This window comes from Streptomyces venezuelae ATCC 10712 (assembly GCF_008639165.1).
Classification (GTDB): domain Bacteria; phylum Actinomycetota; class Actinomycetes; order Streptomycetales; family Streptomycetaceae; genus Streptomyces; species Streptomyces venezuelae.
On the sequence record NZ_CP029197.1, the window covers coordinates 2,699,477 to 2,717,186 of the forward strand.

The 17,710-nt window shown below is 69.1% G+C and carries 22 protein-coding genes; 8 read left to right on the forward strand and 14 right to left on the reverse strand.

Features of this window, described 5'->3' with window-relative positions:
* Positions 1 to 136: 136 nt before the first annotated feature.
* Genes DEJ43_RS12295 through DEJ43_RS12325 form a run of 7 tightly spaced genes read right to left on the reverse strand, consistent with a single transcriptional unit; the run spans position 137 to position 5,989 of the window.
* Positions 137 to 2,266, reverse strand: a complete 2,130-nt coding sequence (locus tag DEJ43_RS12295) for a hypothetical protein (RefSeq protein ID WP_071891293.1) — start codon at positions 2,264 to 2,266, stop codon at positions 137 to 139.
* Positions 2,266 to 3,849, reverse strand: coding sequence for a hypothetical protein (locus DEJ43_RS38065; protein WP_015033684.1), 1,584 nt, complete (start codon positions 3,847 to 3,849; stop codon positions 2,266 to 2,268). The genes DEJ43_RS12295 and DEJ43_RS38065 overlap by 1 nt, the downstream gene beginning before the upstream one ends.
* A complete protein-coding gene (locus DEJ43_RS12305) occupies positions 3,846 to 4,079 on the reverse strand; it encodes a hypothetical protein (protein ID WP_015033685.1) in 234 nt (77 codons plus the stop codon). Before DEJ43_RS12305 ends, DEJ43_RS38065 begins: the two co-directional genes overlap by 4 nt.
* A gap of 14 nt (positions 4,080 to 4,093) precedes the next feature.
* Positions 4,094 to 4,423: an RRQRL motif-containing zinc-binding protein gene (locus DEJ43_RS12310; RefSeq protein WP_015033686.1), complete on the reverse strand. Its 330-nt coding sequence runs from the start codon at positions 4,421 to 4,423 to the stop codon at positions 4,094 to 4,096.
* Positions 4,420 to 5,391: a hypothetical protein gene (locus DEJ43_RS12315; protein ID WP_015033687.1), complete on the reverse strand. Its 972-nt coding sequence runs from the start codon at positions 5,389 to 5,391 to the stop codon at positions 4,420 to 4,422. The genes DEJ43_RS12310 and DEJ43_RS12315 overlap by 4 nt, the downstream gene beginning before the upstream one ends.
* Positions 5,388 to 5,726 carry a hypothetical protein gene (locus DEJ43_RS12320; RefSeq protein WP_015033688.1) on the reverse strand — a complete coding sequence of 113 codons (339 nt, stop codon included), beginning with the start codon at positions 5,724 to 5,726 and terminating at the stop codon, positions 5,388 to 5,390. The genes DEJ43_RS12315 and DEJ43_RS12320 overlap by 4 nt, the downstream gene beginning before the upstream one ends.
* Positions 5,723 to 5,989 carry a DUF6284 family protein gene (locus tag DEJ43_RS12325; protein ID WP_015033689.1) on the reverse strand — a complete coding sequence of 89 codons (267 nt, stop codon included), beginning with the start codon at positions 5,987 to 5,989 and terminating at the stop codon, positions 5,723 to 5,725. The genes DEJ43_RS12320 and DEJ43_RS12325 overlap by 4 nt, the downstream gene beginning before the upstream one ends.
* A 651-nt stretch (positions 5,990 to 6,640) precedes the next feature.
* On the opposite strand from DEJ43_RS12325, the gene DEJ43_RS12330 reads away from it, so the two are divergent.
* Both DEJ43_RS12330 and DEJ43_RS12335 read left to right on the forward strand, forming a co-directional pair.
* On the forward strand, positions 6,641 to 7,411 hold the full coding sequence (locus DEJ43_RS12330; protein WP_015033691.1) for a helix-turn-helix domain-containing protein: 771 nt from the start codon (positions 6,641 to 6,643) through the stop codon (positions 7,409 to 7,411).
* Entirely contained in the window at positions 7,408 to 7,881 is a 474-nt protein-coding gene (locus tag DEJ43_RS12335; RefSeq protein WP_015033692.1) for an NUDIX domain-containing protein, read from the forward strand. Before DEJ43_RS12330 ends, DEJ43_RS12335 begins: the two co-directional genes overlap by 4 nt.
* Here DEJ43_RS12335 and DEJ43_RS12340 read toward each other — a convergent pair.
* The 3 genes from DEJ43_RS12340 to DEJ43_RS12350 all read right to left on the reverse strand — a co-directional run bounded on the left by DEJ43_RS12340 (position 7,869) and on the right by DEJ43_RS12350 (position 10,393).
* Positions 7,869 to 8,438 (reverse strand): HD domain-containing protein, encoded by a 570-nt coding sequence (locus DEJ43_RS12340; protein ID WP_186102822.1) that lies wholly within the window; start codon positions 8,436 to 8,438, stop codon positions 7,869 to 7,871. The two genes, DEJ43_RS12335 and DEJ43_RS12340, sit on opposite strands and share 13 nt — an antisense overlap.
* An 11-nt stretch (positions 8,439 to 8,449) precedes the next feature.
* Positions 8,450 to 8,893, reverse strand: coding sequence for a GntR family transcriptional regulator (locus DEJ43_RS12345; RefSeq protein ID WP_041662406.1), 444 nt, complete (start codon positions 8,891 to 8,893; stop codon positions 8,450 to 8,452).
* Between the two features lie 96 nt (positions 8,894 to 8,989).
* Positions 8,990 to 10,393, reverse strand: coding sequence for a hypothetical protein (locus DEJ43_RS12350; protein WP_145953703.1), 1,404 nt, complete (start codon positions 10,391 to 10,393; stop codon positions 8,990 to 8,992).
* Between the two features lie 735 nt (positions 10,394 to 11,128).
* Between DEJ43_RS12350 and DEJ43_RS12355 the strand changes: the two genes are divergently transcribed.
* The gene (locus tag DEJ43_RS12355) at positions 11,129 to 11,722 is read left to right on the forward strand and encodes a hypothetical protein (RefSeq protein ID WP_015033696.1); all 594 of its coding nucleotides are present in this window, start codon (positions 11,129 to 11,131) and stop codon (positions 11,720 to 11,722) included.
* A 35-nt stretch (positions 11,723 to 11,757) separates the two neighbouring features.
* Positions 11,758 to 12,102 (forward strand): hypothetical protein, encoded by a 345-nt coding sequence (locus DEJ43_RS12360; protein ID WP_015033697.1) that lies wholly within the window; start codon positions 11,758 to 11,760, stop codon positions 12,100 to 12,102.
* A gap of 76 nt (positions 12,103 to 12,178) precedes the next feature.
* Here DEJ43_RS12360 and DEJ43_RS12365 read toward each other — a convergent pair whose 3' ends face one another.
* The gene (locus DEJ43_RS12365) at positions 12,179 to 12,964 is read right to left on the reverse strand and encodes a hypothetical protein (RefSeq protein ID WP_015033698.1); all 786 of its coding nucleotides are present in this window, start codon (positions 12,962 to 12,964) and stop codon (positions 12,179 to 12,181) included.
* Between the two features lie 173 nt (positions 12,965 to 13,137).
* Here DEJ43_RS12365 and DEJ43_RS38520 point away from each other — a divergent pair, with 173 nt between their 5' ends.
* Complete coding sequence (locus DEJ43_RS38520; protein WP_202490750.1) at positions 13,138 to 13,284, forward strand: hypothetical protein; 147 nt, start codon at positions 13,138 to 13,140, stop codon at positions 13,282 to 13,284.
* Positions 13,274 to 13,507 (forward strand): DUF4265 domain-containing protein, encoded by a 234-nt coding sequence (locus DEJ43_RS38525; RefSeq protein ID WP_250637962.1) that lies wholly within the window; start codon positions 13,274 to 13,276, stop codon positions 13,505 to 13,507. Before DEJ43_RS38520 ends, DEJ43_RS38525 begins: the two co-directional genes overlap by 11 nt.
* A gap of 223 nt (positions 13,508 to 13,730) precedes the next feature.
* Here the strand turns inward: DEJ43_RS38525 and DEJ43_RS12375 are convergent, their stop codons facing one another.
* Entirely contained in the window at positions 13,731 to 14,327 is a 597-nt protein-coding gene (locus tag DEJ43_RS12375; RefSeq protein ID WP_041662408.1) for a hypothetical protein, read from the reverse strand.
* A 346-nt stretch (positions 14,328 to 14,673) separates the two neighbouring features.
* On the opposite strand from DEJ43_RS12375, the gene DEJ43_RS12385 reads away from it, so the two are divergent.
* Positions 14,674 to 15,255 (forward strand): hypothetical protein, encoded by a 582-nt coding sequence (locus tag DEJ43_RS12385; protein WP_015033703.1) that lies wholly within the window; start codon positions 14,674 to 14,676, stop codon positions 15,253 to 15,255.
* A gap of 103 nt (positions 15,256 to 15,358) precedes the next feature.
* Positions 15,359 to 16,612, forward strand: coding sequence for an MFS transporter (locus tag DEJ43_RS12390; protein WP_106433709.1), 1,254 nt, complete (start codon positions 15,359 to 15,361; stop codon positions 16,610 to 16,612).
* Between the two features lie 115 nt (positions 16,613 to 16,727).
* Here the strand turns inward: DEJ43_RS12390 and rpmG are convergent, their stop codons facing one another.
* Together rpmG and DEJ43_RS12400 are read right to left on the reverse strand one after the other, a co-directional pair.
* Entirely contained in the window at positions 16,728 to 16,892 is a 165-nt protein-coding gene (gene rpmG / locus DEJ43_RS12395) for a 50S ribosomal protein L33 (protein WP_015033705.1), read from the reverse strand.
* 4 nt (positions 16,893 to 16,896) lie between these two features.
* The gene (locus DEJ43_RS12400) at positions 16,897 to 17,598 is read right to left on the reverse strand and encodes a 2-phosphosulfolactate phosphatase (protein ID WP_015033706.1); all 702 of its coding nucleotides are present in this window, start codon (positions 17,596 to 17,598) and stop codon (positions 16,897 to 16,899) included.
* Between the last annotated feature and the right edge of the window lie 112 nt (positions 17,599 to 17,710).

The window sequence follows — 17,710 nt, forward strand, 5'->3', positions numbered from 1 at the left end:
TGTCGTCTGACTTGTCGTACGGCTTGTCGCTTGTCTTGTCTTGTCGCTTGTCGCCTTGCAGGTCACAAGCCAGATTCGACCCTCAGCAGGCCGCCCAGGGCCTTTCCCGGCACGAATGCGCGACAGGCGCCATGGCTCAGGTTCCGGGGGTGTGGCGGTGGTGGACGTAGCGGGTCTTGGTGCCGGTGCCGACGCGGACCGCGATGCCCTCCTCGGTCCAGGTCTTGAGCCAGCCGACGACGGTCTGCCGGGTCGTGCCGTGGGCGTCGGTGAGGGCGCGGGCGATCGCGGACGCCCCGGTCCCCTCCGGTCCGGCGGCGAGCAGCAGGGCGAGTGCGGCCTGACGGGCTTCGTTGTCCTCGCGCTCGATCCGGAACGCGGACAGGTTCAGCCCGGCGGGCCGCTCCTCGTCCGGCCCGCTGCGCGGGGAGGGTTCGGGGGTGGTGCCGAACTGGGCGTCGATCTGGGCCATGAACTCGGCCGCGAGCGCATCCTCATCGGTCGGCGCCGGGGTCGCCGGGGTGGGGGTGTCGCGGAGCGCGGACAGGTTCAGTCCGCCCGAGCGGGCCGGGCCCTCGGCCGTGGTCCCGTTCACGGGGCGGTGGTCCGTCTTGGTGGTGAGGGTGTCGTGCATCCAGGCGGTGCGGGCGGCGTCCCAGCGGCGGGCGTAGTCCGGCCCGGCGGCCTTCGCGGACGGCTCGTCGAGCCGGGGGTGGAGCGGGGAGGTGGCGGTGACGATGTCGGCGATCTGGTGGGGCTTGATCCGCCAGGACTTGAACAGGGCCGGGGCGGACTCGGGGGTGCCGATGAACCCGGCGCCCTTGTAGGGGGCCTGGTCGACCCGCAGTCCCCTCGCGCCGGGGAAGATCTTCGACAGGTCCATGCCTTCGACTTCGCCGCCGGTCAGGCAGACGCGGGCCTTGGCCTCGCGGCGGATCATCAGGTTGCCAAGCACGGAGCCGGTGGCGCCGAGCGCGGTCAGGACGGTCCGCAGGCCCATGGACCGCAGGAGCCGGATCACTTCCAGGATCTTCGCGGCGAGTTTCCGCATGGCCGGGTCGTTGCTGGCGAGGATCTCGGCGCCCTCATCGACCACGATCATGATCTGCGGGATCTGCGCCGACACCGGGAGGAGATCGGTGTTCGCGCGGGCCATGAGGTCCTGGTAGGCGACCTTGCGGTGCTTGCCGACCTTCACGGCCGTCTCCAGCATCAGCATGGCCTCGTCGTAGGTGGCGGCGAGCCAGTCGATCCCCGGCCGCGTCCCCTGCCCCGACCCCCCGTCCGCGCCGGACGCGGCGAGGGCGGGGCGGACCCAGGGCAGGCCGGCGGAACCGGCGTTCAGGTCGATGACCCAGGTCAGGACGTCAGTGGCACGGGCGAACCCGGCGAGGACGGTGTGGGAGAAGTTCGTCTTGCCCGAGCCGGTCGGACCGACGACCAGCGCGCACTGCTCGCGCAGGAACACGGGGACCTCGCGGCCGTCCGAGCGGATGCCCCACGGGATACCGGTGTTGATCGACAGCGGCGAGTAGTCGGCCGGGTAGCCGACCTCGCCTTCCAGGACGTTGACGGTGGAGACGTCGATGAGAACCCGGCCCTGGTGGATGCCAGGGGTGGCGGCCACCGTGCAGCCGTGCGGGAGCCGGGCGTCGGCGGAGAGACGGGCGGAGTCTTTGGCGATCTGGTCGTAGGTGGTGGCGCCGGGGAGTTCGGCGTCGATCGTGAAGCCGGTCGCGGTGGGCCACTTCTCGATCGCCAGCACCGTCACCGTGACGCCGCAGACCCGCTGGACGCGCTCGACCCACTCGGCGGCGAGGGTGCGGCGTTCGGCCTGGATGGCGGCGTCGACCTGCCGGTCGGCGATCGCGATCAGCTCCAGCTCGCGGGCGTCCTCGAACAGGGCGGTGGAGCGGGCGGCCGTGCCGATCCCGACGCCGAGGACGGCCAGCGAGCCGATCGCCGTCCACGTCAGCGGGCCCGTGGCCATCGCCCACGTCGTCCACCCCGCCCCGAGGAGCCAGGAGGAGGCGCGCAGGGTGAGGGTGCGGGCTGAGAGGCGTTCGCGGAGGGTGGAGACGGTGTGACCGATCGCGCCGGCCGCACCGACGGCCAGCGCCCAGCTCGGGGGCATGCCGGTGGCGGCGCCGGTGGTGGCCAGGGCGAGGGCTCCGGTGGTGGCGGACAGGGCGCCGGTCACGGGTCCGTGACCGGCCGCCCAGTCCCACACCGGCCCCGACGCGCGGGTGTCGGTGGTGGGCTTCATCAGACGTTCCAGCCCTTCTCGGCCTCGGGGCCGTTGCGGGGGTCGGTGTGGCGGGCGATGTCGTGCTCGTGGACCTGCTGGAACAGCGGACCGAGGTCGCCGGAGGAGTCGACCGCGCGCATCAGCGCGCCGTAGATCTCGTCGAACGCGGCGGCGATGTCCTTCTCCAGCGGGAACTCGGAGTCGGAGCGCTCGGCGAGGATGCGGAAGGTGTTCGCGACGCTGGTGAGGGCGTCGGGGAGGTTCTCGACCATGGCGAGGATCTCCATGGCGTTGTCGGGCTCGTAGGTGCGGGCCGCGTTCTCCATCTCGGCGGCGGCCTCCTCGAACTTAAAACCGGACACGTTCACAACCTCCACAGGCGCGGTAGGGGAAGCAGGGGTGAGGTGGAAGGGGCGTTCGGCCGTCCCGCCGATCTGCGGGGCGGCGTCGGCCAGTTCGGCGTCGATCGCCGCTTCAGCGGCCTGACGCCGCTCGCGGATCGCGGCATCACGGACGGCCTGCTGCTCCTCGGCCGTGCGCATGAGCCGCCGGTAGAGGCGGCGCCCGGGATGCTGGAGCGCGGCGATGCCGAGCTTGCGGCCGAGCGGGGTGGTCAGCATGCCGAGCGCCCCGACCGGGGCCGCGAGGAGCGCGGCGGCCAGACGACGGCCCTGCTTGCGCAGCGCGGACCGCCACAGCTGCCGTCGGGCTTCCTTGCGTACGGCGCGCTTGGCTGCGCGGGCCTGCTTCGCGGTGGCGGCGGCGCGGACCTTCCCGCGGGAAGCTTCCACCGCCTTCGCGGCCTGCCGGTCACGCACCGCTCGCGCCCGCTGCACGGCAGCGTCACGACCGGCCCGCACCCGGCCACCCAGCCCCGCACCGGCACCCCGGCCCTTCGGACCCGGCCGGCCAGAGTCCCGCCCGGCACGGTCACCAATGCCCCCACTGGTGAGGCGAGTGGAGGGGGTGTTGCGGCGGGTGTCGGCGGCGAGCCGACGCGCCGCCGTGGTCTGGGCGCGGCGCTCGGCCCGGGTCGGCGCCGAGATGCTTGCCGCCTGCCGCAGCGCTTTCACCTGCCCCAGACGCCCCGACGGCCGACCCGTACGGGCCGAGGAGGCACCCGACGCGGTCGAACCGGAGGACCGGCCCTTGCCCAGGGACGGCTTGCCGGACCGCGACGGGGAGCCGGAGCCGCCCCGCTTCGCGCCCATGCCGCTCGCGCTCCGGGTGCCGCTGGTGTTCTGTCGGGCGGTCCGGGGCGTGGGCATGGTCGTGGTTCCGGCGCGGGCGGTGGTCCTGGCGCTGCGGTTACGGACCGCGCGGCGGGCCAGGACCGTGCCGCCGACGACCGCCAGACCGGCCACCGCCGTGGCGATACCGGCCGGGCCGCCGGCCAGCGCGGCGGCGGCCAGACCGGACACCGCGCTGTTCGCGCCGGTCGTGGCCAGCGGCACCACCGGCCACCCACCCGCCGTGTGCTCCACCACGGGGGCTTCCTGCACCGCCGACGACGCGGCAGGCGAGGTCGCGGCCGGCGTGAGCGGAGCAGCCGAAAGCGGGGTGGAGGGGAGGGTGACGGGCTTGGTGCTGATGTCCGTCACGGGGTCACCCCCTGGTCCAGGCGGTTGGCCTCCAGGGCGAAGTACAGGACGATCGCGCTCTCCATCGACGGGTACTGGCGCACCGCGTCGAACCGAAGCTGGCTGAGGACGTCCCACCGGGTGGCCCCGGGCGGCGGGGTGTAGGTGCCGGAGAGGGTGCACGCGCTCTTCCGCTGGTTCTCCAGGGTCAGCACATACACGTGCGTGCCCTGCGGGGTGTTGCTGTGCATGGTGAACCTCCAGGTCAAGCAGCGAGTTGAGGGGCGTCCGCACACGGGACACACATGCCGAGCGAGGGCGGGATGCGATACCCGGCATCCCGCCTGCAGGTGGGGCAGATCTGCCGGGCCACGTTCGCCTTGGCGAGGGCCGCCCGCCGGGCCGGAGTCATCGGCCGGACGGGAAGGGCGAGGTCGATCCGGTAGAGGAAGGCGACCAGCGGGCCGCGCCGACGGCGGGGGCGTTCGACCTGGGCCACGACCGGCTGACCACCCGGCCGCAGCCCCAGGGCGCGCAGCTGCCGGAAGGTGGCCAGACCCTCGGGGGCGAGACGCCAGCGGTAGACGGGGATCACTGCGCGGCTCCCTCAAGCGGCCGGGCCGGGGCCTGGTCGCGGAGTTCCTGGTAGCGGGTGGAGACCCAGCCCACCGACCAGCCGCACAACTCGGCCGCCTGCCGCACCGGAACGTTGGCGTGGAAGGCGGCAGCCACCGTCTTACGGGCCTGCTCCTCACCCTGCTTCACCGGCGCAGGACCGGCGGCCAGGAGCGCGGCGCGTTCACGCTCGGCGCGCTCGGCCTGCTCACGCTGTTCACGACGGGCCCGCTCCTCGCGCTCCCGACGGTCCTTCTCGGCCCGCGCGGCAGCCTCGCGTTCACGGCGTTCACGCTCCAGCCGCTGCTGTTCACGCTCGTGTTCACGGCGTTCATGCTCGGCCCGCTCCGCCCTCTCGGCGGCCTCGGCCCGCTCAGTCTGTTCACGGGCCAGGGACGCTTCGTGCTCACGCTGTTCACGCGCCATCCGGGCCTCGAACTCCCGCTCCTCGCGAACCCGCTGTACGGCCGCGTCAGCCCGCTCAGCGGCGGCCCGCTCGCGCTCGGCCCGCTCGGTGCGTTCACGCTCCTGCAGGGCGGTGAGCGCGTCCGTGATGGCGCGGCGGTAGGCCAGGCCGGTCTCGGCCGTGACGATCAGCAGCAGCGGCGCCACCGCGTGAACCGCCACCCCGACCAGGTCCTTCTTCAAGGCGGAGTCGGCGACGTTCAGGGCCAGCGTCATGATCCCGGTCATCCACCGCAGCGCGATGGGCCACCGGCCGCCGTGCCCGCCGAGCCGGGCCAGGACCGAGTCGAGACGGACCACGATGACGACCGCCGCGTCCACCACCAGCGGCAGAATCGGCGCCGTCCACCGCCAGTCCTCAGGGGTGTGGGCCCGCATGAGCGGGGTGACGGTCAGCACCGAGTAGAGCATCGCTCCGGACACGATCAGCCACGTACCGACCGACAGAGCACGCTCCGCTGAACGGATCTGAACACCGTTCACGACCCGACCCCCGAACCCGCCAGAACCGGCTCAACGGCCGGGACGTTCGCGAAGCCGGTCAACTGCAACTGGGCCCCGGCGAACGTCGCGTGAACGCGCAGGACGCCGGTCCGGCCGTCGCACTGAACACGGTGAACGACCGACTTGGGGGCGATGTTCAGCGCCTCGCGCCACGCCTCGAAGGCGGCGAAGTCGTCGTGGAACGTCAGCTCCAGCCGCTCCGGGTAGATCGGCGAGACCTCCACCGTCGGCGCCGGCAGGTGCCCGAACTCCGCGCCGAGCAGCCGCAGCGCGAGCAGCGGGGCGGACAGGTCCGCCAGCGTCCGGGCCCTCACGCCGCACCGCCCGACTGCACGGCGGTGACGCGGTTGGTGAGGCCCCGGCGGGCCGCCACGACCCGGTTGCGGGCCCGTCGGATCCGCCGCTCGTCCAGCTTGCTCACCGGACGGTCCAGCGTCTTGATCACCGCGTCGAGCAGCTCGACGTCCGCCAGGACGAGCGGCATCTCGGTCTCGATCGCGTCCAGCTCAGCGTCCGACGGCTCACCGTCGAACGACAGAGCCGCGCTGGTCACAGGGAGTGTGATGATGGACTGCATGGGTGTGTTCCTTCCTGAGAGGAACGGCCCGAACGAGGCCCCGGTGTTCCAGCACCGGGGCCTCTCGCCGTTGGAACCATCCGGCTCCCCTCAACCCCGCCCGTACGGAACCCGCGAACGGGGCAGGACGGGCAGGGGAGGCAACCGGCCGCAGCCGTGAGCTGCGGAGGTCAGGAGACGCGGTGGGCGCGGCCGGCGTGCCGGTCCAGCACGAGCGGCGCCCAGGTACTTCGTCGGTACATCGAGACCCCCTCAGGTCGGCTGGACGAGAACAAGCACTGCAAGGGGGACCCGTGTCCCCACTCTCCGGCCGTTGCTCGCGGTCGCCGGGCCACCTCGCCAGTACGGGCCGAAACCCTGTTCCACCTGGCCTTTAGCGGGATTGCAGCGTCCCCGCCCTCTGCTCGTGGGCAGCACCCCTCACCGGACCGGAATCCGATGAGGTACATGTGTTACCTGTTCCTCATCATGGGGAGGAGGATTCGCATCGTCAAGTCCCTTGGTTCTTTGGGGCTTCGCGAGTCCGCTCCGCTTGATGCCTCAAGCGTGGCCTGAACAGGGCAGACGCTGGACTCCGTGGATGTACGGCTCCGAGACGACTCGCTACGGTGAAAGTCGTCCCAAGTCGTCCCGCTGGGGGGAGAGCACGACATGGCCAATGAACGGCTGCGCGGCGCCATCATCGAGAGCGGCCTGACCCTAGATCAGGTCGCGGAGCGGCTCGGGATCTCCGCCAAGACGGTGGAGCGCTGGATCAACGAGCCCAAGCGTCAGCCGTACCGCCGCTTCAAGTACGCCGCGGCCTCGCTCCTCCAGCGTGAGATGTCGTACCTGTGGCCGGAGGAGCGGACGTCGGCCGAGGTCACCGAAGCGGGTGGCGCGGAACTGGTCAAGCTCTACCCACACCGATCCGTCGTACCGAATCGGCTCTGGCCGCAGCTCTACGCGGGGGCGACGCGGCAGTTCGACGTCCTCGTGTACTCAGGGTTCTGGCTCACCGAGGACGCGGCCTTCCACCAGGTGGTCAAGGAGAAGTCGGCGGCCGGCGTCCCGGTCCGCTTCATGCTCGGGGACCCCGACTCGGCGGCCGTCGCCGTCCGTGGAACCGACGAAGGCATCGGTGGTGCGATGGCGAGCAAGATTCGCAACGCGCTGATCAACTACGCGCCGTTATTCGGGCTGCCGGGCGTCGAGTTCCGGCTCCACGCCACCACGCTCTACAACTCCATCTATCGGGCTGACGACGAGATGCTCGCAAACGGCCACCTGTACGGCGTGGGCGCGTACATGGCTCCGGTGCTCCACATCCAGCGCGTCCCCGGGGGCGAGCTGTTCGACGCCTACGCTGAGAGCGTCGAGCGGGTCTGGGAGAGCGCCCGGCGTATCTCCTCGCCCACGGACCTCGGAGGTTCAGACGCATGAGCCGGATCGACTACTTCCGCGACCCGAAGGCTCCCAGGGCTAACTCGGTGGTGCCTTCGGTCACGGTCGTCGTGCGTGACGGTGACGGGCGGCTACTGCTGATCCACAAGACCGACAACGGCCTGTGGGCGCTGCCCGGGGGTGGCCACGACATCGGCGAGCGCATCGGCGATACGGCCGTGCGCGAGGTCGTGGAGGAGACCGGGATCGAGGTAGAGGTGGAGAGCATCGTCGGGCTCTACACCGACCCTGAACACGTCCTCGCGTACGACGACGGCGAGGTCCGACAGCAGTTCTCGATCTGCTTCCGAGCCCACCCGGTCGGTGGCTCCCTCCGCACGAGCAGCGAATCGAAAGAGGTCCGCTGGGTTGACCCAGCGGACCTCGACGACTTGGACATCCACCCGTCCATGCGGCTGCGCATCCGGCACGGCCTGGACGAGTCGGGCCGGGAGCCCTACATCGGCTGAGCGCCGGCGGCGGCTGAGGCCATCCGCCGTTCCACCCGCTCGTTGGCGGCATGGATCTCCGGCGCAGCCCGCTGGATGAACCGGCCCACGATGGTGTTCGGTCCGTACCGCTGAACGATCTCGTCCAGCCGGGCCGCCGGCGTCGTGTGCTCGCCGGTCGGCGTCGTCGTCATGTCGGACACGATGAGCGCGTCCACCAGCTCAGGCCGCTCCAACTCGAACTCGGTCTCCAGCTCACGCCGAAGCCCGCGCTCCTCGGCTTCCAGGAGCGCGCAGGAGTGATGGGCCACGAGCCGGACGACCCGCTCGTCGGCCCCTTCCTGGTCACGAAGGAACCGTGCCCCGTCGAGCGGGTGGAAGCCCGTGGCGGCGATGGTGGGGGAATAGCCGACGTCGTGAAGAACGGCCGCGGCTTCCAGCAGTTCGGCGTCGGCACCGAGGATCGGGCTGAGGGACCGGGCCCGCTTGGCAACGCCGAGGGAGTGCGACCAGCGGCGCGGCAACTGCTCGGACAACATCGTTTCGGAGAGCGCGTACGCCCACTCGGTAAGCCCCATGAGTGCCAAGGCTAGGACTCCTCCGGGTCGATCGGGAGGGCGCGAACGGTTCGGCCCTTGCCGTGGACGGTGGCGAGCAGCCCGGTCCCCTCCATCTGAGCAAGGGCGCGCCGTACCGCCGTGCGGGAGACTCCGAACCGCGCGCACAGCTTCATTTCCGACGGGTAGGCGTCGCCCACCGCCAATACATCTTCCTTGATCAAGTCAGTCATGCGGTCGACGAGCGGTCGGATGAGCCGGGCCGAGATCCGCCATCCCGTCCCTGGAACGGAGGTGATCAGCCTCTCGGCCTCCAGGGTCTTGAGCGCACGCCGGATGGTGTTCCGGGAGACGTCATGCTTCCGCATGAGAGCAGCCTCGGACGGCAGCGCGTCCCCGTGAGAGCCTTTCTCGATGTCCTTCCGCAGCGCGGCAGCGATGATCAGATAGGTTCCGCGCGGGCTGGCCTCCGGCACGGCACCTCCTTCCGAGAGCATTGACTGCTGCCAGGGTCGCATGAGGCGCCGGCGAAGAGAGCATCACCTACCCACTTGGTAGCCGTGCCTGCCATCCTAAGGTTCCATTACGATTCCATCGAGCACGTGCGCTGGCGAGATGAATGCCAAAGGCATCACTTCCCGCAAAACCTGCACGGCGTAACCCCTGTGAACCGACGAAGCAAGCTCCTCCAGCTGCGGGCGGAGATTCTCCATTCCTTCAATAAAGAGAGTGGGCAAGGTTCCTTGCGGATGCCGCCTAACTTGGCTACGCCTGCCAGCAACTTCAGCCTTCTGGAAATGCTCTTTAGCATCCCCCCCTACCTTCTCTGTGGTCACAATCACCGGGTGCCTAGGCTGCACCAAGCCGACCTTCGCAGCGAATGAGTACGCCTCGCGAAGGCTAAATTCTTTATCCTTCAACTCAAACAGAATCACCTCTCCATTGATATCCGCAATGCAGTCCATCTCGTCACCGCCGGTAGAGTATTCCATCATGATTCGATCCTCCGGGACCCCCAAGTTGCGAAGTTCTTCAGTAAGTAGGACCGACATCCACGTGCTCTTATCTAGCAACTCTCTACCGAGGTCTGTGATAGCGACTGCCTCCTCTATACGCTCATCCTCCAATTTTCGCCCGCAGCCACAACGAACCCCTTTCTGGGACATCTCCCGAACAATCTCAGCATCAGCAAATCTGGCCATCTGTTGCTGATTCTTCGCACAGACAACCGCATACTCAGAGCTGATCAGGCCGCACTCCTGAAGGGCTGTCAAATGCCCATCAACATCGTCCACCTTGTCACGCTTCAGCTGCTTCTCGATATCCGCAAGAATCAGCCCGCCAGGCGCAGACTTGATAAGGGTCGCAAGAACACGCGACTGCTTTTCCGCGAGGAGCTGCGAGGCGGAAACTTTCGCAGAGGTAATCTCTAGAGACTCCTGCCTACCCTCCTGCTTCAGCTCCATAAATTGCCTAGCTTGAAACTCCCATTTCTTCAGGGATGCCCCACAGGCACCTTCTACGGCATCAATAAACTCGGAAACGTCGGGAATTCCTCGCGCTCCAGAGAGGGCGTAGAGGTAGAGGTGCCCTGGAGCTGAAGGAATCACCTCTTCGGTTGCCTCCAAGTCTTCACCCAGGACCCACGTGCGAGATTGATCTCGACGCCTCCGAAATGCGAGGATAAAAACCTCGCCACCTCTTCTAAAGATCTCTGCCTTAGAGATAGAAGTGACGCGACCAAGTTGATCAGGGCCTATTGATACCTCTCCCGGCGATGAGAGGCCAAGAGCGCTCGCCATAGCCTCTCTGGAAGAAGCAAGGGCACGCACATAGGAGGCCGGAAGGGCATGGACTATCATCCAGAACTTATCGGCCTGCTCTGCATCAAGGTTGGCTCGCCAGACAGAGAGTTTCAGCATGACCGTAGTGTCGCTGCTCGCCTCAGCAAGGGCCACCGTTTTGAAGATTTTCATGCCTTCCGCCTCACCCTCAGCCGATGCATGTACGGCATCACCCCAGGGGTCATGTGCCCATGGCGTGAGGCAAGTTGGCCGACTGAGGCACAAGGCCGGCCGACTGGAAGCATGAAGCTCTCATCCCCGAGTCGAACGAGCCATGCCCAACTAGAGAACGGAATCGAAGCCTCCGGTAAATACACGAGAAGAGATCACCGGCGCCGCCCGCGAACAGGGGGAAGCCGCAGGTCAGCGCGCCGCGCCAAGCCGTGCGGCCCGGTCTCTTCTAAGCACTTGGCCGCAGGTTCGAGTCCTGCCGGGGGCGCTCCGAGAACGACCCTCCTTCGGGAGGGTCTTTTTGCTGGTCGGGGGTGGTTTTCGGCCAGGAAAGGGAAGGTCCGGGAGTGGGGGCGGGGTGGCTGGGGGGGGCGGGTCGAGGGCCCGCACATCCACGTCCCGCGGCGGGTGAACACCGATGGCGAAGCCCTAGCCGAGCCCCGCTTCGCCCTGGTCATCCCGGTCACCGAGGACCTCGCGGGGCTCTCTGCGGACTACCACGGGTGGCGCGGACGGCGGTCAGGTCGTGCGGCCGGGCAGGGCGGGACGGGCGGAAGTATGGAGTCCTCGCAGGGGGGGCAGTCCGCACGGGTGCCAAGACTTCGACGGCCCTACCGCGAGCGCCCGGCATGAATATGAGTCGACCTGGGCCGCTGTGCGAGAGACCCTCGACGTGAATCTCACCGAGGAGACGCGTTGATCACGGAGTACCAGCAGAAGCTGCGCGAGCGCTACCTCGCCGCCCCCGTCATGTCGGCCCCGGAGCCATGGCAGCCGGTACGTGACCGCGGAACCCCCATCGGCGGCCTGCTCGGCATCGGCTTCGCCGTCCACCCCGACAGCGGGCACGACCTCGTCATGGTCGTCTCCAGCGACGGCCACGGGCTCTTCGACACGGTCACCGGCGAGAAGATCGCCCGCGACCGGGACCCCCACCCCGACACCAGCACCCCCGACGCCCACCCAGACCTCGCCTGCCCCGGTCTCGGCCCGATCGAAGGCACCCAGGTCCGCATCGCCGGCATCTTCGGCGGCGGCCTCCACAGCACCACCCCCGACGGCTGGACCCTGGACGTCGTCAGCCCAGAGTGGCCCCACGACCGCGTCATCCTCTCCGCAGACGGTGGGGCCCACAAAGGCCCAGCAGGAGAGGCATGGTGGCACGTCTTCCACTCGGAGCACTCAGAACTTCGCACCGCCGGATTCTCGCCCTCCGGGCTTACCCTGGCCGTCGCCACCAGCAGCGACCTCACTCTCTGGACCCGCCGGCAGCTCCACTACGACAACTGAGCGCGGCTCCGACACCCAGGGGCGGGAAGGGGAGTATGAACCGGGCAGCCCTGGCCGAGATGCTCAACGGACAGACCACAGCCTGCGAACCAGCGAAGGCAGTGCTTCTCGGCGGAGGCGACTTCGTCATCTGGGACGGCAACGTCCCCGCTCAGCAACTTGCCGGCATCTACGCCGCTCGCCTCCGGCGCGCGAGGAGACGGGGCACCGAGACACTCGCCCTGTCAGCCACCGTCGACATCCTCACCCGGTACGGCACCGCGCCGCTGCGACTCGGCTGCATCTCCACGCGCGACAGAACCTGGGCCTTCATGCTCTTCCTCACCGACGATGCCAGCGTCGTCCTGGCCTGCACGGGAGTCCGCCAAGCCAACTCCTGACAGCCCGCGTGTCCGTCGGTGGTGAGGGATCGCGTCTGTCACCTGACGAGGGATAGCTCGCGTACAAGGAAAACCGTCACCAGCCTCCAGCAGGTACGGGCCCGTCAGGTGAGTGGTGGGGTTCGTTCTCGGCCGCGTACTGGTCACCGATGACGAAAGTGCTCGCGCATTCGGGGCATTCGGCGCGGCCGAACAGCCAGGTGATTCCCTCAGCCAACTGGACAAAGCCGAGGCCACAGGCTGTTTCGTGCATCCATGCGGCCAAGCCGTCGAGATCGCTCGGGTCGGCTTGCTGGAGCGGGCGGCGGCGGATGTCTCCCTGGTCCCAGTCGCGATGGGCCGAGTAGCGGCCGTAGATACCGATCGCGACGGTGACGCTGAGGTGGCAGTGAGGGCAGCCGACCCCGTAGAAGCCGTCTTCGAAGTCGAACTCGGCCAGGCTCCACACGCTCGCCCCGGCGATTGCGAGATGAGCGCGGAAGAGGGCCATCGCGGTCGTCGCCGACAGGTCATTGTCGTTGAGGCGCCGGGAAACCATCCGTTTCAGTTCGACGATCACCGGAGCCAAGGTCCTGATGAGATCGTCGGCGCCGTGGTCCTGATGGACTCCCGCCATGATTGCACCGGCCAGGTCCAACGCCCGGTCCCCGGCGGTCGTCTCTCCGGCGCGGGCGATATCCCGCAGATGCGGGAGCGCGGCAAAGCTCGCGGCCGAGACGGTGAGCCCCTCGGTGGCCAAGAGATGCCAGAGTTCCCGCCACGCTTCCTCATCGTGGGACGGCGATCGCAGAACCCGCTCGAGAACGGGCGGGACCTCGTCGTACGGCCCGCGCCCGTACCTCGGCAAGCGCCATTCGATCATTCGCCGATTCAAGCACGGGCCGCATGGGTCCGAACCGGCGAGATCGTGCGTCCTGACCGGATGACGCGGCCGAATTCGGACATGTGAAGGTGCACTTCCGCCTTGAGACGGACGGTGATTGGCCGCCCGCCTCAGTAGAGAGTCTGTGGGCTTTCGACCGGGGCGATGGCACCGTGCGACTCGACAACACTCCTTGGTTCGTACGCGGCGTGGCGTGCGGAGACGTCCTCACCACCCACCCCGACGAGGACGGCGTTCACCGGCCGGGCCAGGTGGTATCGCCGTCGCAGAACGCCGATCCGGCTGCTCGTGCTGTGTGACAAGGGATCTAGCGCGGCGCGGCAAAGCGTTCTGAACGCCTTCGCGGAACTGGGAGTGGGCGGAGAGGGGATCGAGCGGTTCGGCATGGTCGCTCTGGATGTGCCGCCGGAGGTAGACCTCGCAAAGGTCCAGCGGCTCCTCGATCACGGCGTGGCCCAAGAGTGGTGGGACATGGAAGAGGGCTGCATCACCGACGCCTGGCGGACAGCACGGACCCGATGAGATGCGCGCTCCGGTCACCAGCCGACAGTGCCAGCAGAAGTCCCGTCCGGGCGGAGGCAGAGCGGTCTGCGTTGCATCCGCCGGGCCGCCTCTTCGAGCCGGGCCCCGATCCTGGGCTCGGCGGGAGGTGTCCGGGCCTGTGGCACTGCGGTTTTACATTCCGTCGGCCGATCAGACGGACGGGAAGTAGCGTCACCCAGTCGGCTGTTGGTGGTGGTCCCGGTCAGTGGTCGAACTGCTCGAGGTGGCGGCGTAGGAGGTCGCCGATGGACTTGTGGTCGCCTTCGGTTGGTAGGGGCGAGGGGGTGTCCTCGCCGTTCGTCATGGCGAGGCTGCTGGCGAAGCGGACGAGGTCGGGTGCCGGAGCGAAGGAGTCGCGCAGCCAGACGGCGAAGGTGCCGGCTTCGCCCGCCGTCGCGTCGGTGAGGGTGATGTAGGCGTAGTCGGGCTCGGTGATGGCCGCGGTGCCGTCCAGCCACACGTCCGGCGCCAGCTCGACCTCGAAGTCCAGCACCGTCGTCTCGTGAACGCTGGAACGGCGGTGCCCGATGGTGGGGTCGGGAAACGCCTCGCGCAGCGCCCGCTCCAGGGAGTCCAGCGTGGCGTGCCAGGCTCCTCCGTTCCCCTCGGGTGGATAGAAGGCGAAGTTCGTCCGGATGTTCCGTTCCGTGGCCATGGTCTTCCTCGTTCTCAGGGGACCTACCGCGTCGAGCGGGGCGTGCCCGTCATCGCCATCATGGACTGCCACGTAGACGGCGTTGTTCCGCCCGTTGGTCACGATCTCCCCGCCCCGGATCTCGCTGTTCGCGGGGTTGGCCATGGCCTGCTTGTACCGGACGAGTTGCGTGGTCTTCGTCTTCCCTCGCCCACAGAGGTCTTCCAGAACTTCACGTCGTACGGCGTGTCCATGGGACCCCACGCCCGCACCCGCGTTGGGGGGTATCCCCGCCCTGCTCGACGGCCGCCTCTTGCCGGCACGGCAGCTGGCCAAGGTGAAGCAGACCATCCCCGTGAGCGCGGGGACGGCGGGTACATCGCCCTCAACGGCGTCACCGATGACGGGCGTCGCAGACACCAAGGAGCACCAGCCCACCCCACCCTTGATCGGCGCGACCGGGGATGAATAGGTTTGCCGCCGGCAACGGACGAACAGGCAGGTGGGGCGGATGACCGCATGGGACGAGCTGGTGCAGCTGTTCGGGCCGCCGCCGGCACGAGAGCTGTCCCCCGGCGACTGGACCGAGGTCGAGGACTACGTCGGTTCGGCGCTGCCCGGCGACTTCAAGAAGTTCCTTGACGCCTATGGCACCGGGGTGATCAGCGGAGAGCTGGTGGTCTTCCACCCCCGAGGGTCCAGTCCGCTGCTCGCGCGGATGCAGCAGATCAGCGAGTCGTTCGGGCAGTCGTGGCGACGCGACCCGGGCGCGTACCCCTTCCGGTTCCACCCCGAGCCGGGCGGGCTCATCTCGTGGGGATACGACTACTCCGGCGATGAGCACTTCTTCTGGCCGTGCGACCCGGACCCGGACCATTGGAAGGTGGTCACCAACATCAACGGGGCGGACCCCCACGTCTTCGACGGATCGTTCACCCACTTTGTGGTTTCCTTCGTCCGGCAACTGCGCGATGTCGACCCGCACCATGGAATCGACCCGGCCGCCTTGGAGTTCCTTGAGCCGGAAGACCTGAACGAGCTGGTGGAACGCGGAGAGATCGGGCCGTTCCAGCCGAGCTTCGAACCGTTCTGATGTTGCCCGGGATCGAGTGTCGAGACATCTCCCCGTGGTGGCTGGGCGGTCTCGCCAACTCCCTTGCCAGGGCGCTTCCCACTGCCTTGTTAGCCTGCTCGGCATGGTCGAGGGCGGGTTGGGTGGGCGGATAGCGGGTGTGGTGGGGGGCAGTGGGCCCGAGCGGGTGCTTGTTGCTGCCAGTTTTGTCAATCGGGTCGGCAACGGGTTGTTCAACGCCGCGTCGGCGATGTACTTCACCTTGATCGTGGGCCTGCCCGCCGCTCATGTCGGTGCGGCGCTGACCATTGCCGGGCTCGTCGGGCTTTCCGCCGGGATTCCGGGTGGGCATCTCGCCGACCGGCGCGGGGCGCGCGCGGTCATGATGGGGGCCCTCGTCGTTCAGGCGGTGTCGATGGCGGCGCTCGTCCTCGTCGAGAGCTGGCTCGCGTTCACGGTCGTCGCCACGGTCGACCAGGTCGCCGCCGCTGTCGGCGGGGCGGCCTCGGGCGCGCTGGTGGCCCGGGTCGGGGGCGAGCGTCCGGCGGCGTTCCGGGCGAAGTTGCGGACCTTCGTCAATCTGGGCGTGGTGCTCGGGACCGTCGGGTCCGGGCTCGCGTTGGCGGCGGGCACCCGCGGTGCCTACGTCACGCTCATCCTGGGCAACGCGGCGAGCTTCGCCCTGTGCGCGGCCCTTCTTCTCCTGCTGCCGCACTACCCCGTACTGAAAGCACCCCCGCGCGAGCGTCGCCTGCCCGCGTTCGCCGACCGGCCGTACCTGGTGTTCACCGCCCTCTACGGGGCCATGGGGCTGCAGTACTCCACGGTGTCCCTGCTCCTGCCGATCTGGATCGCCCAGCACACCGAGGCGCCGCGGTGGACCGCGGCCGCGGTGTTCGCCGTCAACGCCGCCTTCTGTGTCCTCCTGCAGACCCGGATCGGTTCCCGCATCGAGACTCCGCACGACGGCGGCAGGGCGTTCCGCACCGCCGGGCTGCTCTTCCTCGTCAGCTGTCCGATGATGGCGCTCGCCGCGTACACCCCGGTGTGGTCGGCGGCGGGGCTCCTCATCGCGGCGATCTTCGTCCACAGCCTCGGGGAGATCTGGGAGTCCTCCGCCGGCTTCGCCCTCGGTTTCGGCCTCGCCCCCGACCACGCCCAGGGCCAGTACCAGGGTCTCCTCGGCCTCGGGTTCAGCGCGGGTCAGGCCGTCGCCCCCGCGATCCTCACCACGGTGGTGCTCGGCCTCGGCGTGACGGGCTGGCTGCTCCTCGCCGTCTTCTTCGCGGCGGTGGGCGCCGCCGGCCCCGCCCTCGCCCGTTGGGGCGTACGGACCCGGCCGGGGCAGGCAGTCGTCGCGGAGGCGGCCGCCGCCTGAGCGGAGGCGGCCGCCGCCGGCTGACCCGGGGGTGGGTGGCAGCCGCCCGCGGCGAGTGGCTGCCGGACCCCGGCGAGACGTGCCTCCCCGCCGGGGTGGTGCGCGGTGCGCGGTCTCAGCGCTCTTCTCGGAAGTCGACGTGGCGGCCGGCCATCGGGTCGTACTTGCGCAGCACCAGACGGTCCGGGTCGTTGCGCCGGTTCTTGCGGGTGACGTAGGTGAAGCCCGTGCCCTCGGTGGAGCGGAGCTTGATGACGGGGCGGAGTTCGTTGCGTGCCATGACGTCAGTGTACCGGAATGGTTTTCATTACCATTAGGCTGCTCGGGCCCTCCAGGGCCGCCGCCATGGCGAAGGGGAAACGGTCCAGCTCAAGGCAGAGCTCGACGTCGTCGGGGTGGGTCCCTTGCCGTATCCCCTCCGTCAGCTCGGCGGCGGCGCGCGACCCGGCGGCGCGGCGGAGGAACTCGCCCGCGTCCGCCTCCTCCCCCGCCGCCCGGCGGGCTATGTACTGGGCGCACGCCAGGTCCTCGTCGGCCCGCCCGTCCTCGCCGGTCACCACGAACGTGACGGGTTCGCCGCCGCGGGTCCGCAGCACGCGGGCCGTCGCCTCCGCCACCACGAAGCTCGCGCACAGGACGAGCCCCGCCTCCTTGACCGCGAGGGCCCCCACGGTTCCCGCCGTGGTCTTCTGCACGACGGTCCTGCCACGGAGGTCGACGGACCGCAGCAGGCCGGGTGAGTTGACGGCGTCGAACCCGGGCGCCGCCGGGCCGTCCTTGAGCGTCACCCAGTCCGGGTGGCGGGCCTTGAGCGCCAGCGCCTCGTCCAGCGACTCGGCGAGCACGATCTTCTCCGCCCCCTGGGCGAAGGCCCAGGCGGCCACGGTGAAGGCGCGCATGACGTCGACCACGACCGCCACGGCGGGGGCTTCGGCGAGGTCTGCGTGTCGGGTGACTTCGGCTGTGCCGAGGAATCGGGCGTCCATACGGTCATGATCACGCCCGTCCGGACCGCGGCCACGGGAGAGTGACCCACGTCACGCGGAGTAGGTCGATCCGGAGCATGTCCCGTACGCACCGCGTGCATGGTCCGTGGGC